Origin of the sequence: Bradyrhizobium tunisiense, assembly GCF_042263385.1 — a bacterium.
Classification (GTDB): Bacteria; Pseudomonadota; Alphaproteobacteria; order Rhizobiales; family Xanthobacteraceae; genus Bradyrhizobium; species Bradyrhizobium tunisiense.
In genome coordinates, this window is record NZ_JBHLEV010000012.1 from 152,928 (window position 1) to 165,994 (window position 13,067).

At 65.9% G+C, this 13,067-nt stretch carries 10 protein-coding genes; 7 read left to right on the forward strand and 3 right to left on the reverse strand.

Going from position 1 to position 13,067, the window contains the following annotated elements:
* Window positions 1-51 precede the first annotated feature (51 nt).
* The 4 genes from ACFDR6_RS34205 (at window position 52) to glyS (ending at window position 4,503) form a co-directional block, all read left to right on the forward strand.
* Window positions 52-960, forward strand: a complete 909-nt coding sequence (locus ACFDR6_RS34205; RefSeq protein ID WP_375861051.1) for a S49 family peptidase — start codon at window positions 52-54, stop codon at window positions 958-960.
* A gap of 105 nt (window positions 961-1,065) precedes the next feature.
* Window positions 1,066-1,257, forward strand: coding sequence for a hypothetical protein (locus ACFDR6_RS34210; RefSeq protein ID WP_212089405.1), 192 nt, complete (start codon window positions 1,066-1,068; stop codon window positions 1,255-1,257).
* A 211-nt stretch (window positions 1,258-1,468) separates the two neighbouring features.
* Window positions 1,469-2,404 (forward strand): glycine--tRNA ligase subunit alpha, encoded by a 936-nt coding sequence (locus tag ACFDR6_RS34215; protein ID WP_212030902.1) that lies wholly within the window; start codon window positions 1,469-1,471, stop codon window positions 2,402-2,404.
* Window positions 2,404-4,503, forward strand: a complete 2,100-nt coding sequence (gene glyS, locus ACFDR6_RS34220) for a glycine--tRNA ligase subunit beta (protein ID WP_375861052.1) — start codon at window positions 2,404-2,406, stop codon at window positions 4,501-4,503. The genes ACFDR6_RS34215 and glyS overlap by 1 nt, the downstream gene beginning before the upstream one ends.
* A 196-nt stretch (window positions 4,504-4,699) precedes the next feature.
* Here glyS and ACFDR6_RS34225 read toward each other — a convergent pair whose 3' ends face one another.
* On the reverse strand, window positions 4,700-5,053 hold the full coding sequence (locus ACFDR6_RS34225) for a DUF1236 domain-containing protein (RefSeq protein WP_317242834.1): 354 nt from the start codon (window positions 5,051-5,053) through the stop codon (window positions 4,700-4,702).
* A 231-nt stretch (window positions 5,054-5,284) separates the two neighbouring features.
* On the opposite strand from ACFDR6_RS34225, the gene ACFDR6_RS34230 reads away from it, so the two are divergent.
* The 3 genes from ACFDR6_RS34230 (at window position 5,285) to ACFDR6_RS34240 (ending at window position 10,376) form a co-directional block, all read left to right on the forward strand.
* Window positions 5,285-5,440, forward strand: coding sequence for a DUF3096 domain-containing protein (locus ACFDR6_RS34230; protein WP_008562090.1), 156 nt, complete (start codon window positions 5,285-5,287; stop codon window positions 5,438-5,440).
* Between the two features lie 96 nt (window positions 5,441-5,536).
* Window positions 5,537-8,464 carry a pyruvate, phosphate dikinase gene (gene ppdK, locus ACFDR6_RS34235; protein ID WP_375861053.1) on the forward strand — a complete coding sequence of 976 codons (2,928 nt, stop codon included), beginning with the start codon at window positions 5,537-5,539 and terminating at the stop codon, window positions 8,462-8,464.
* A gap of 457 nt (window positions 8,465-8,921) precedes the next feature.
* Complete coding sequence (locus ACFDR6_RS34240) at window positions 8,922-10,376, forward strand: cell wall hydrolase (RefSeq protein ID WP_375861054.1); 1,455 nt, start codon at window positions 8,922-8,924, stop codon at window positions 10,374-10,376.
* A gap of 130 nt (window positions 10,377-10,506) precedes the next feature.
* Here the strand turns inward: ACFDR6_RS34240 and nadC are convergent, their stop codons facing one another.
* Both nadC and ACFDR6_RS34250 read right to left on the reverse strand, forming a co-directional pair.
* Complete coding sequence (gene nadC / locus ACFDR6_RS34245) at window positions 10,507-11,385, reverse strand: carboxylating nicotinate-nucleotide diphosphorylase (RefSeq protein WP_375861055.1); 879 nt, start codon at window positions 11,383-11,385, stop codon at window positions 10,507-10,509.
* A gap of 11 nt (window positions 11,386-11,396) precedes the next feature.
* Window positions 11,397-12,998 (reverse strand): L-aspartate oxidase, encoded by a 1,602-nt coding sequence (locus ACFDR6_RS34250; RefSeq protein ID WP_375861056.1) that lies wholly within the window; start codon window positions 12,996-12,998, stop codon window positions 11,397-11,399.
* Between the last annotated feature and the right edge of the window lie 69 nt (window positions 12,999-13,067).

The following is a 13,067-nucleotide window of genomic DNA, read 5'->3' on the forward strand; positions in this document are numbered from 1 at the left end:
CACTTCCAATGACAGTCGCGTGATAAGAAATGGTTAATCAGAGGTAACGGCATGGCCGAACAATTGAACGATCATGAGAGTTCCGGCCTGGCCGACAAGCTCATGCAATACCTTCCCGTGCGGTTCCGACCGGGCACTGCGGTGGTGCCGGTGGTGCGACTCTCAGGCGTGATCGGCGCGGTGACGCCGCTGCGTCCGGGCATGACGCTGGCGGGCGTCGCGCGCGTGCTGGAGCGGGCGTTTTCGTATCGGAACGCCAAGGCGGTGGCGCTGGTGATCAACTCGCCCGGCGGCTCGCCGGTGCAGTCGCGTCAGATCTACCTGCGCATCAAGCAGCTCGCGGCGGAGAAGAAGCTGCCGGTGCTGGTGTTCGTCGAGGACGTCGCGGCTTCCGGTGGCTACATGATCGCTTGCGCGGGCGACGAGATCATCTGCGATCCTTCCTCGATCCTCGGCTCGATCGGCGTGGTCGGCGGCAGCTTCGGTTTCCAGGAGGCGATCAAGCGGCTCGGCATCGAGCGGCGCCTGTACACCGCCGGCGCGCACAAGGCGATGCTCGATCCGTTTCTCCCCGAGAACCCCGATGACGTCGCCAAGCTGAAGGCGATCCAGCGCGAGATCCACCAGATCTTCATTTCGCTGGTGAGGGACAGCCGCGGCGCGCGGCTGAAGGGCGACGACGATACGCTGTTCACGGGAGAATACTGGGCCGGCGAGAGTTCAGTCGCGCTCGGGCTGGCCGACAGCATCGGCGATCTCCGCTCAACTCTTCGTGCCCGATACGGCGAGAAGGTTCTCACCCCCGTGATTGCCCAGCCGACCGGGCTGCTCTCCGGTCTTCTGGGCCGGAAATCGCCCGGCGCGGGCCAGCTTTCGGCCCTGGAAGCGGTGGGCGGCTTGCCGGACGAGCTGATCTCGGCGGTCGAGACGCGGGCGATCTGGGCGAAATTCGGGTTCTAGGCGCTACGCTCCCGCGCCATTTGGTCCCTCAGCCTGCCGATTGCGGCGCAGGACCATCTGCGCAACAATGCACCTGGGGGCTGAGCACTCAACAAGGATCGACCGATGCCGCCGTTCGTCGCTTTTGCGGGCGTCCTGGGTGGGCTTGCCGTGGTCCGCTGGGCCTACAAGACCGCTGTCCGGATCAACCAGGAGCTGGAGGAGATGCGCCTGTCGCGCGTCGCCGAAGCCGCCCATGTAGGGGATATCCAGAAGCTGAAACGTGATCCCGTCACCGGAGCGTATCGGCCCGGTTAGGGGGCGCTCCGCTCAAGCGTCATTCCGGGGCTCGCGAAGCGAGAACCCGCAATCCATCGAACCACGAAGCGAGCGGCCCGATGGATTCCGGGGTTCGCCCTGCGGGCGCCCCGGAATGACGGCCAATTCGCCCCGTTTGCCTTGATTCCCACCCCCGCCGTCGATACGGTCCCGCGCGATTCAAAACCCCCCGCGAGAGCCTGATCTGACGATGGACGCCTCATTGCCCGCCCATATGCGCCCGGAACGCTCGTTCCAGGGTTTTATTCTCGCGCTCCAGCGGTTCTGGGCCGAGCAGGGCTGCGTGATCCTGCAGCCCTACGACATGGAGATGGGCGCGGGCACCTTCCATCCGGCGACGACCCTGCGTGCGCTCGGGCCAAAACCCTGGAACGCCGCCTATGTGCAGCCCTCGCGCCGGCCCAAGGACGGCCGCTACGGCGAGAACCCGAACCGGATGCAGCACTACTACCAGTTTCAGGTGATCATGAAGCCGTCGCCGCCGAACCTTCAGGAGCTGTACCTGAAGTCGCTCGCCGCGATCGGCATCGATTCCGCCGTGCATGACATCCGCTTCGTCGAGGACGATTGGGAGAGCCCGACGCTGGGCGCCTGGGGCCTCGGGTGGGAGTGCTGGTGTGACGGTATGGAAGTCAGCCAGTTCACTTACTTCCAGCAGGTGGCCGGCTTCGAATGCGCGCCGGTCGCGGGCGAGCTCACCTACGGGCTGGAGCGGCTCGCGATGTATGTGCAGGGCGTCGACCGCGTCTACGATCTCAATTTCAACGGCCGCGACGGCGATCAGAAGGTCACCTACGGTGACGTTTTCCTGCAGGCCGAGCGGGAATACTCGAAGCACAACTTCGAAGTCGCTGATACCGCGATGCTGTTCGAGCAGTTCAAGATGGCCGAAGCTGCCTGCAGGAAATATCTCGACGCAGGCTGGAAGGACGACAAGCGCGAAGCGCATCTGATGGCGCTGCCGGCCTATGACCAGTGCATCAAGGCGAGCCATGTCTTCAATCTCCTGGACGCGCGCGGCGTGATCTCGGTGACGGAGCGGCAGAGCTACATTCTTCGCGTGCGCGAGTTGGCAAAGGCCTGCGGAGAGGCCTGGATCCATACTGAAGCGGGCGGAGCGGCCTGATGCCCGATCTTTTGCTTGAACTGTTCTCGGAAGAAATCCCCGCGCGCATGCAGGCCAAGGCGGCCGACGATCTGCGCCGCATGGTCACCGACAAGCTCGTCGCCGAAGGCCTCGTCTACGAGGGCGCGAAAGCGTTCGCGACGCCGCGCCGGCTTGCGCTCACGGTGCACGGCATCCCCGCGCGCCAGCCTGATCTCAAGACCGAGCGCCGGGGCCCGAAAATCGGCGCGCCCGACGCGGCCGTGCAGGGCTTTCTGAAGGCGACCGGTCTGAAGTCGCTCGATGAAGCCAAAATCCAGCGCGACCCCAAGGGTGATTTCTACATCGGCTTGATCGAGAAGCCCGGCCGCGATGCGATCGAGGTGCTCGCGGAAATCCTCCCCGTGATCATCCGCACCTTCCCGTGGCCGAAATCGATGCGCTGGGGCGCGCGTTCCGGCAAACCCCGCTCGCTGAGCTGGGTGCGTCCGCTCCACGCGATCACCGCGACCTTCGGGCCGGAGACCGAAGAGCCCGATGTCGTGAAGTTCGAGGTCGATGGCATCGAGACCGGCCAGACCACGTACGGCCATCGCTTCATGGCGCCGGATGCGATCAACGTGCGCCGCTTCGAGGACTATGAAGCGAAGCTGAAGGCTGCGAAAGTCATTCTCGATCCGCAGGCGCGCAAGGACATCATCTTTGCCGACGCCAAGGAGCTGACCTTCGCGCAAGGTTTCGAACTGGTCGAGGATCAGGTGCTGCTGGACGAGGTGTCGGGCCTCGTCGAATGGCCCGTCGTCATGATGGGGTCGTTCGAGCCGGAATATCTCGCGATTCCGGACGAGGTGATCCGCGCCACCATCCGCAACAACCAGAAGTGTTTCGTCGTTAAGGATCCCAAGACGGGCAAGCTGACCAACAAGTTCGTCCTCACCGCCAATATCGAGGCGACCGACGGCGGCAAGGTCATCGTATCAGGCAACGAACGCGTGATCCGTCCGCGTCTGTCGGATGCGAAATTCTTCTATGAGACGGACCTGAAGACGAAGCTCGAGGACCGTTTGCCGAAGTTCGATCAGATCGTATTCCACGAGAAGCTCGGCACGCAGGCGGCGCGCATCAAGCGCATCGAGCGCTTGGCCGCGGAGATCGCGCCGCTGGTCGGCGCCGATGTCGCCAAGACCAAGCGCGCCGCGCATTTGGCGAAGGCTGATTTGCTGACGGAAGTCGTCGGCGAATTCCCGGAAGTGCAGGGCCTGATGGGCAAGTACTACGCCCTGGCCCAGGGCGAGGACGCCTCCGTCGCCGCCGCCTGCGAAGAGCACTACAAACCACAAGGGCCGACAGATCGCGTGCCGACCGATCCGGTGAGTGTCGCGGTGGCGCTCGCCGACAAGATCGATACGCTGGTGGGCTTCTGGGCCATCGACGAGAAGCCCACGGGCAGCAAGGATCCGTATGCGCTGCGTCGTGCGGCGTTGGGTGTGATCAGGCTGATCGCCGAAAATACGTTGCGTCTGTCGCTCATGAAGTTGGCTGCGTCCGCGCTTGCCGGCCTGTCGGTGAAGCCGGCCGATATCTCGAGGCTTCCGAGCGACCTCCTGGCCTTCTTCGCCGACCGCCTCAAGGTCCAGCTCCGCGAGCAAGGCGCGCGTCACGATCTCGTCGACGCCGTATTCGCGCTCGGCGGCCAGGACGATCTCCTGATGATCGTCCGCCGCGTCGAGGCACTCGGAAAATTCCTCGAGAGCGACGATGGGAAGAACCTGCTCGCCGGCATCAAGCGCGCCAGCAACATCCTCTCGATCGAGGAGAAGAAGGACAAGCGCAGCTTCGACGGCGCTCCGGATGCTGCGCTTTACAGCCTCGATGAGGAGAGGGCGCTGGCCAAGGCGATCGGCGAGGTGCAGGCGGAAGCAAGCGCTGCCGTCGCCAAGGAGGACTTCGCCGCCGCGATGAGCGCGATGGCGAAGCTGCGTCCGCCGGTCGATGCGTTCTTCGAAAAAGTTCGCGTCAACGACGACGATGCCAAGGTGCGCGAGAATCGCCTGAAGCTGCTGAACGAGATCCGCAGCGCCACGCGCGCGGTGGCGGATTTCTCGAAGATCCAGGATTGAAACGCGATAGCGCGGCAAACACTGCTGTCATTCCGGGGCGCGCCACTTGGCGCGAGCCCGGAATGACAGGAGCAAAAAGAAGTGCCCCGCCCGGCGGGGGGAAGACCGGGCGGGGCCTGATGTCCGATTTATACTGCTCGCGCCAGCCTGATTGAAGTGACGCGCCGGACATCTAGTCGATGTCGATGATTCGATGTCAGTCCAGCACCTCGACGATGCGGCGCGAGCGCGGCTCGACCAGCACGGTCTCGCCGTTCACGACGGTGTAGCGGTAGGTGGTCGCGCCGAAGCGTTGCGGCACGTCATAATAAGTGACGCCGCTTTCGGGTAAGGTGGCACCGACCACCACACGATCCGGAATCCGGAAGGGCGGCACACGTTGTTCGACGACATAGTCGCGGAAGGCCGGCCGCTGATCGGTCGTAATGGTCGGGATGCTGTCGGTCGCGGCCGGCGCGCGTCCGACGGTGACACCGCTTTGCGCCTGCGCCGCAAGGGGCGAGCCGACCGCGGCCGCGAGCGCTGCAAGAGCAAGAATCCTGTTCCGCATGGACAACTCCTTCGACGTGATTTTATTTCGGACGCGCCAGTGGCGCAGCCGATTGGCCAATGCATGCACCCTTCGCAATGTTCCGGGAAAAGGCCCGCCGCATTCGCGGCAATTTCAGGCAGTTTTCGTGTGCGCCGGAACTCGCACTGCCCGTTGTGCGTCTCTACTCGCGGAACCGGGAGGGCTATGATCCGCCCGCGATTCGCCTCATCCTCCACAGAAAGATAGTTCATGCACATCACCGTCGCCCACATTTCGCCGATCCTGTCGTTGATTGCGGGCGTGCTCATCCTGATCATGCCGCGGCTCCTCAACTTGATCGTCGCGATCTTCCTCATCGTGAACGGCGCGATCGGGCTCGGGCTCCTGAAGTGGCTCCGCTTCTAGGTGTTCACTTTTCGGAACCGTCCGACTTGCGCGGGCCCGCCCAAAGTGGTGTAAGGCCCGCGATTTCCCATTCCTCTCGCAGGTTGTGTGCAAGCTATGGCCAAAGCCGCCTCGAAGCCCAAGAAAATCCCGGCGAAAATCCCAGCGAAATCAAAGTCCTCGGCCGCCGCTAAGGCCGCACCGCCGGCCCGCAAGGCGCTGGCCAAGAGCGCGCCGAAGCCCGTCGCCAAATCCGCTGCAAAGCCGGCGGCAAAGGCCATGACCAAGGCGGTTCTGCCGAAGGTCGCAGCCAAGCCCGCACCGAAAAAGGCTGGGCCCGCGAAGGCGGCGCCGGCATCGGTCAAGGCCGGCAAATGGGTCTACACGTTCGGTGACGGCAAGGCCGAGGGCCGGACGGAGATGCGCGACCTGCTCGGCGGCAAGGGCGCGAACCTCGCCGAGATGGCCAATCTCGGCCTTCCCGTGCCTCCCGGCTTCACCATTCCGACCTCGGTCTGCACCTACTTCTACGCGCACGACAAATCCTATCCGAAGGAATTGCAGGCCCAGGTTGAGAAAGCGCTCGACCATGTCGGCAAGTTGACCGGCAAGGTGTTCGGCGACACCAGGAACCCGCTGCTCGTCTCGGTGCGCTCCGGCGCGCGTGCCTCGATGCCGGGCATGATGGACACCGTGCTCAACCTCGGCCTCAACGACCAGACCGTGGAAGCGCTGTCGGAATTGTCGGGCGATCGCCGCTTCGCCTATGACAGCTATCGCCGCTTCATCACCATGTATTCGGACGTGGTGCTCGGCTTCGAGCATCACCATTTCGAGGAAATCCTCGACACCTTCAAGGACAGCCAGGGCTATACGCTGGACACCGACCTCACCGCCGAGGATTGGGTCGACCTGGTCGGCAAGTACAAGGACGCGGTCGCGCGCGAGACCGGCAAGGAGTTCCCGCAGGACCCGCACGACCAGCTCTGGGGCGCGATCGGTGCGGTGTTCTCATCCTGGATGAACGCGCGCGCGGTGACCTACCGCAAGCTGCACGACATTCCGGAATCCTGGGGCACCGCGGTCAACGTGCAGGCCATGGTGTTCGGCAACATGGGCGAGACCTCGGCGACCGGCGTTGCCTTCACCCGCAATCCCTCGACCGGCGAGAGCAAGCTCTACGGCGAGTTCCTGATCAACGCGCAGGGCGAGGACGTGGTGGCGGGCATCCGCACGCCGCAGGACATCACCGAGGAAGCGCGGAGAGAGTCGGGCTCCGACAAGGCGTCGATGGAAGCGGCGATGCCGGAGGCCTTCAAGGAGCTGACGCGGATCTACACGCTGCTCGAGAAGCACTACCGCGACATGCAGGACATGGAGTTCACGGTCGAGCAGGGCAAGCTGTGGATGCTCCAGACCCGCGGCGGCAAGCGCACCGCGAAAGCGGCGCTGCGCATCGCGGTCGAACTCGCCAATGAAGGGCTCATCAGCAAGAAGGAAGCGGTCACCCGCATTGATCCGGCCTCGCTCGATCAGCTCCTGCATCCGACCATCGATCCCAACGCCAAGCGCGACGTGATCGCGACCGGCCTGCCGGCGTCCCCGGGCGCGGCCTCCGGCGAGATCGTGTTCTCCTCGGACGAAGCGGCCAAGCTTCAGGCCGACGGGCGCAAGGTCATCCTGGTCCGCATCGAGACCAGCCCGGAAGACATCCACGGCATGCACGCCGCCGAAGGCATCCTGACCACGCGCGGCGGCATGACCTCGCACGCGGCGGTGGTCGCGCGCGGCATGGGCAAGCCCTGCGTCTCCGGCTGCGGCACCATCCGCGTCGACTACGGCCGCGGCACCATGAGCATCGGTTCGCGCACCTTCAAGACCGGCGACGTCATCACCATCGACGGCTCGCTCGGCCAGGTGCTGGCCGGCCGCATGCCGATGATCGAGCCGGAGCTGTCCGGCGAGTTCGGCACGCTGATGGCCTGGGCCGACCAGGTCCGCAAGATTGGCGTCCGCGTCAACGGTGACACGCCTGATGACGCGCGCACCGCGATCAAGTTCGGCGCCGAAGGCATCGGCCTGTGCCGCACCGAGCACATGTTCTTCGAGGAGACCCGAATCCGCACGGTGCGCGAGATGATCCTCTCCGAGGACGAGCAGTCGCGCCGCGCCGCGCTCGCAAAGCTGCTGCCGATGCAGCGTGCCGACTTCGTCGAGCTGTTCGAGATCATGAAGGGCCTGCCCGTCACGATCCGCCTGCTCGATCCGCCGCTGCATGAGTTCCTGCCGCACACCCATGCCGAGGTCGAGGAAGTGGCGCGCGCCATGAACACCGACCCGCGGCGCCTGGCCGACCGCGCCCGCGAGCTCTCGGAGTTCAATCCGATGCTCGGCTTCCGTGGGTGCCGTATCGCGATCGCGTATCCCGAGATCGCCGAGATGCAGGCGCGTGCGATCTTCGAAGCGGCGGTCGAGGCCGAGAAGCGCACCGGCAAGGCCGTCGGCCTCGAGGTGATGGTGCCGTTGATTGCCACCAAGATGGAGCTCGACCTCGTCAAGGCGCGCATCGATGCCACCGCGCAGGCGGTGATGCGCGAAACCAACACCAAGCTGGCCTATCAGGTCGGCACCATGATCGAGCTGCCGCGCGCCTGCCTGCTCGCGGGCGAGATCGCGCAGTCGGCCGAGTTCTTCTCGTTCGGCACCAACGACCTTACGCAGACGACCTACGGCATCAGCCGCGACGACGCGGCGAGCTTCCTCGGTCCCTACGTGGCGAAGGGCATCCTCTCGGTCGATCCCTTCGTGGCGCTCGACCAGGAGGGCGTCGGCGAGCTCGTCAAGATCGGCGTCGCGCGCGGCCGCAAGACCCGCCCGAAGCTCAAGGTCGGCATCTGCGGCGAGCACGGCGGCGATCCCGCCTCGGTCGCCTTCTGCCACAACATCGGCCTCGATTACGTCTCCTGCTCGCCCTACCGCGTGCCGATCGCCCGCCTCGCCGCCGCGCAAGCCGCGCTCGGCAAGGCGATCGCAAGCCAGGCGTAAGAAGAACTGGAATGCTGGAATGAAAGAGGCGGGGCGAAAGCCCCGCCTCTTTCTATTTGTCCGATGCTCTCTCCTTCGTCATTGCGAGGAGCCCTTGCGACGCAGCAATCCAGGACGTCTCCGCGAAGGGATTCTGGATTGCTTCGCTAAGCTCGCAATGACGAGGTTGTTGAAGCACCGCACCGACAACGGGAACACCGCGCGTCCCGTAATGATACGCGCCCGCAAGGGTTCCTTCACCATTTGCGTTGACCGGTTGTTTACCGCTTCACGTGAGGACGCGTTTACCACCGCGCGCGATCGCCCCGTGAAAACACCTGTGTTCGCTTGAGTGTGCCGCACGCGCAACGCGGATTAACGCCCCGGCAACCTAAATTAGATACTTACGATAAAGATCGAATTGCACGGATGTACTGCGGCTCGATTTTTCTGGCGTAAGCGTAGCGTGAGCGTAACGATGTCAGTGTTGCGTAACCATCCGAAGGGCGCGCGGTTCGCGTCCTTCGGCATCGGTCTCTGCATCTTCGCATTGATGCCGAGAGAGACCGGCTATCAGGACATTGCCTCCTTGCTGGCGCGCCAACCCGGCGTCGCCGAGCGTTGGCAGAAGCAGGTGTTCTCCGCGGCGTCCTCCATCCAGCTCGCCACCTACAGTTTCTCGCGCCCCATCGGCACCTCCATTCCGCAGAGCGCGATGGTTCGCCTCGCGAGCCTCGATGGCCGCGACGTCACCGGCGCGATCAGCCGCAATCCGGCGCTGCAGGCGCCGTCGCGCTACCAGGCTTCCGACTTTCCCAAGGTCGATCGCTCCATGAAGGGTGATCGCCTCGCAATCGTCACACCGGGCCAGGCTCCCGAAACGGCCGCGCCGGCTGCGGCACCGGCGCAGGAAGATCCCGCGACGTCGAACAGCTCGGTATTCGGCACCAAGACCGCCGCGTTGCCACAGGCGATGTCGCCGGAGACTGCGGCTGCGCTCGACCCCGAGCTCCAGGAAGCGCTGCGTGCGCCGCCGCTGCCGCAATATGCCAATCCACCGCAGGCCAGCGACGCGGCGCGTGCGTTCGCGGTCCAGCCGCTCGAAGCGCTGAAGCAGGCGACTGTTCCGCCGGCACCGGCGCGCGATCCCTTCCGCGTCAAGACATCGAACCTGTTCTTCGGCAGCGCCTCGCTCGGCGGCAATCTGGAGAGCATCGAGAGCTGGCAGCCCGGCGCCGAGCCGCTGATCGTGATGCCCGATCCGGACATGAAGGTGACGGCCTCGCTATCGCCGCCGACCGTGGACATTGCCAAGGACATCGAGAGCGGCGAGAGTGTCGCGCCAAAGGGCGAGGTCAACGCCGACAACCAGCGCACCAGATCGCCGGCGGAACGGCTCGCGCTCGACGACAAGTCGCGCGCGAAGTCCGAGAAGTGTCTTGCGGAAGCGATCTATTTCGAATCCCGCGGCGAGGCCGTCCGGGGCCAGATGGCGGTGGCGCAGGTCGTGATGAACCGTGTGTTCTCCGGCAAATATCCCGACACCGTGTGCGGCGCGGTCTATCAGAACAAGCACCGTCATCTCGCTTGCCAGTTCACCTTCGCCTGCGACAACAACACCGACGTGATCCGCGAGCCCGAGATGTGGGAGCGCGCCAAGAAGATCGCCAAGGCCATGCTCGACGGCCAGATCTGGTTGCCCGAGGTCGGCAAGTCCACGCACTATCACGCCTACTGGGTGCGCCCGTCCTGGGTCGCCGAGATGAAGAAGATGTACAAGACCGGCGTGCACACCTTCTACCGCCCACGCAAATGGGGCGACGGCAGCGAGGCGCCGGCCTGGGGCACGCCGGCACAGACCGCCGCGCTCTCCGCCGAGCTCGCGCAGGAAGCCAAGAGCTCCGCGGAAATGGGCATGAGCGAGCGGCGGTAGCTGAGCGCCAAGGTCTCCATCGCGTCATCGCCGGGTTGTCCCGGCCATCCACGTTCTTAGGTCCGCGCGGCAAGGCCGTGGATGCCCGGGACAAGCCCGGGCATGACGACCTCGTGCAGGCTGCGTGCCCTCACGCCTCGATATCCAGCGCGCAGTCGAAGTTCGGCGCCGAATGGGTCAGCGCGCCGGCCGACGCGTAGTCGACGCCGGTGGCTGCGATCGCCGCGATCGAATCCAGCGTGACGCCGCCGGACGCCTCGAGCTTGAGGCGGCCCTCGTTGATCCGCACCGCCTCACGCAGCGTCGCAAGATCCATGTTGTCGAGCAGCACGGCGTCGGCCATTCCCGTCGCCAGCACTTCGCGCAGTTGCGCCAGCGTGTCGACCTCGATCTCGATCTTGACGAGATGGCCGGCGTGGCTGCGGGCGCGCTCCAGCACGGCACCGACGCCGCCGGCAACCGCGATGTGGTTGTCCTTGATCAGGACCGCATCGTCGAGGCCGAAGCGGTGATTGAAGCCGCCGCCGCACCGCACGGCGTATTTCTCCAGCGCCCGCAAGCCCGGCGTGGTCTTGCGCGTGCAGCAGATGCGCATCCGCGTGCCTTCGGTGCGCGCGACGTATTCGGCCGTCAACGTTGCGACGCCCGAGAGGCGGCCCACGAAGTTCAGCGCGGTCCGCTCCGCGGTGAGAATGGCCCGCGCGGGGCCGGAGATCGTCAGCACCTGCTGTTCGCGGGCCACGCGTGCGGCGTCGCGGACATGCGCGCGCACCTCGATGTCGGGCGAGAGCTTTTGCAACGTCGCCAGCGCCAGCGGCAAGCCGGCGATCACGCCGGACTGGCGCGCGACCAGGACTGCCTCTACCCGGGTCGCTTCCGGGATCGTCGCAAGCGAGGTGATGTCGCCCGCACGGCCGAGGTCCTCGTCGAGCGCGCGCTGCACGGCGTCGTCGATGACGAGCGGGGAAAGGAAGGCGTCGGGGTTGAGCAACGAGGTCGGATTGATCATGGGGGACTCCATCAGGCGATCATGGGGTGGGCCGTGCGCGGCAACGGGCGCAGGCCTTCTGCGATCTCGCGCGCCGCGGCGAGTGTGGTCATCGTTCTCTGCGCCGGCGCAGGGATTTCGGCCGGATGGTCGGAGCGGAAATGCGCGCCCCGGCTCTCGCGTCGGCTCCAGGCTGACGCCGCGACGAGCAGGGCCGAAATCGCCATGTTGCGGAGCGCGATGCTCGTTGCCTCGCGTTCGAGCGCGGCGAAGTGGTGCACGGCATCGGTCAGACCGTCGTCGTCGCGGACCACGCCGACATGCGCGCTCATCGTCGCCCGCAGCCGCTGCACGACCGCGGCATCCGGCGTGCCGCCGCGCGCTGCGACCGGTGCGTCGGGGAGGCGGGCAGGCGAGGGGAGCGCGCGGCCGGCAATGTCGTCGGCAATTCGTGCGGCGTAGACCACGGCCTCGAGCAGCGAATTCGAGGCGAGCCGATTGGCGCCGTGTGCGCCGGTCGACGACACCTCACCGCCGGCCCAGAGCCCGTCGATCGAGCTGCGGCCACGTTCGTCCACCGCGATGCCGCCCATATGATAATGCGCGGCGGGCGCGATCGGGATGAGTTGCGTGGCTGGGTCGATTCCAGCGGCGATGCAGCTCGCATGCACGGTCGGAAATTTGTCGGCGAAGCGCACGCCCAGCGCCTGCCGCGCATCGAGGAAGGCGCCCCGCCCGGCCGCGATCTCGGCGAACACGCCGCGGGCTACGATGTCGCGCGGCGCGAGCTCCGCGAGCGGGTGGCGCGCTGCCATGAAGCGTTCGCCGTTGCCGTTGACCAGCGTTGCGCCTTCGCCGCGCAGCGCTTCGGTGGCAAGCGGCGCCGGATCGCGCCCGACCATGATGGCGGTGGGATGGAACTGCACGAATTCGGGATCGGCGATCACGGCACCGGCGCGCGCCGCGATGGCGAGGCCGGATCCGCTGGCCTCGACCGGATTGGTGGTGACGGCATAGAGATGCCCGATGCCGCCAGTTGCAAGCACGACCGCGCGCGAGGCGAGCAGGACCGGCCGTGCCGCCGCGTTGCCGGCCTCGCGCAGTTGAAGGCCGGCGACGGCGCCATCCTCCGTCAGGAGCGCTTCAGCGACGAGACCTTCGATGACACGGATCGACGGCGTGCGGCGCACTGCTTCGCTCAAGGCCGCGATGATCGCCGCTCCCGCCCCGTCGCCCCGCACGTGCACGATGCGCCGGGCGGAGTGTGCGGCTTCGCGTCCCACGGCGAGCCTGCCTTCGAGATCACGGTCGAAAGGGACGCCATAGGCCAGGAGATCGTGAATGCGCGGCGCGGCCTCGCGGGCGATCCCGAATGCGACGGCCTCATCGACGAGACCGCCACCGACCGCAACGGTATCGGCGGCGTGCGCTTCCGGCGTATCGCCTTCGGCGACCGCCGCGGCGATGCCGCCTTGCGCCCATGCGGATGATGCGCCCTGTCCGAGCGGCGCCGCGGAGATCAAGGTCACCGGCCGCGGCGCGAGCTTGAGCGCGCAGAACAGTCCGGCAAGGCCGCCGCCGACGATGACGACGTCGTCGGTGCGGCGGCTGAGGTTGTGGATGTTGTTGGTCATGATGTTTCCTCTTGCTCATCTGTCGTCCCTGCGAACGCAGGGACCCAAACGCCGCGGCGGAGATTGTCG

What these genes read in the sequence shown, in the direction of transcription:
- ACFDR6_RS34225 (WP_317242834.1), bottom strand. Translation starts at nt 5,053, where the DNA reads ATGCGGAACAGGATTCTTGCTCTTGCAGCGCTCGCGGCCGCGGTCGGC.
- ACFDR6_RS34230 (WP_008562090.1), top strand. Translation starts at nt 5,285, where the DNA reads ATGCACATCACCGTCGCCCACATTTCGCCGATCCTGTCGTTGATTGCG.
- ACFDR6_RS34240 (WP_375861054.1), top strand. Translation starts at nt 8,922, where the DNA reads ATGTCAGTGTTGCGTAACCATCCGAAGGGCGCGCGGTTCGCGTCCTTC.
- nadC (WP_375861055.1), bottom strand. Translation starts at nt 11,385, where the DNA reads ATGATCAATCCGACCTCGTTGCTCAACCCCGACGCCTTCCTTTCCCCG.
- ppdK (WP_375861053.1), top strand. Translation starts at nt 5,537, where the DNA reads ATGGCCAAAGCCGCCTCGAAGCCCAAGAAAATCCCGGCGAAAATCCCA.
- ACFDR6_RS34250 (WP_375861056.1), bottom strand. Translation starts at nt 12,998, where the DNA reads ATGACCAACAACATCCACAACCTCAGCCGCCGCACCGACGACGTCGTC.
- glyS (WP_375861052.1), top strand. Translation starts at nt 2,404, where the DNA reads ATGCCCGATCTTTTGCTTGAACTGTTCTCGGAAGAAATCCCCGCGCGC.
- ACFDR6_RS34215 (WP_212030902.1), top strand. Translation starts at nt 1,469, where the DNA reads ATGGACGCCTCATTGCCCGCCCATATGCGCCCGGAACGCTCGTTCCAG.
- ACFDR6_RS34210 (WP_212089405.1), top strand. Translation starts at nt 1,066, where the DNA reads ATGCCGCCGTTCGTCGCTTTTGCGGGCGTCCTGGGTGGGCTTGCCGTG.
- ACFDR6_RS34205 (WP_375861051.1), top strand. Translation starts at nt 52, where the DNA reads ATGGCCGAACAATTGAACGATCATGAGAGTTCCGGCCTGGCCGACAAG.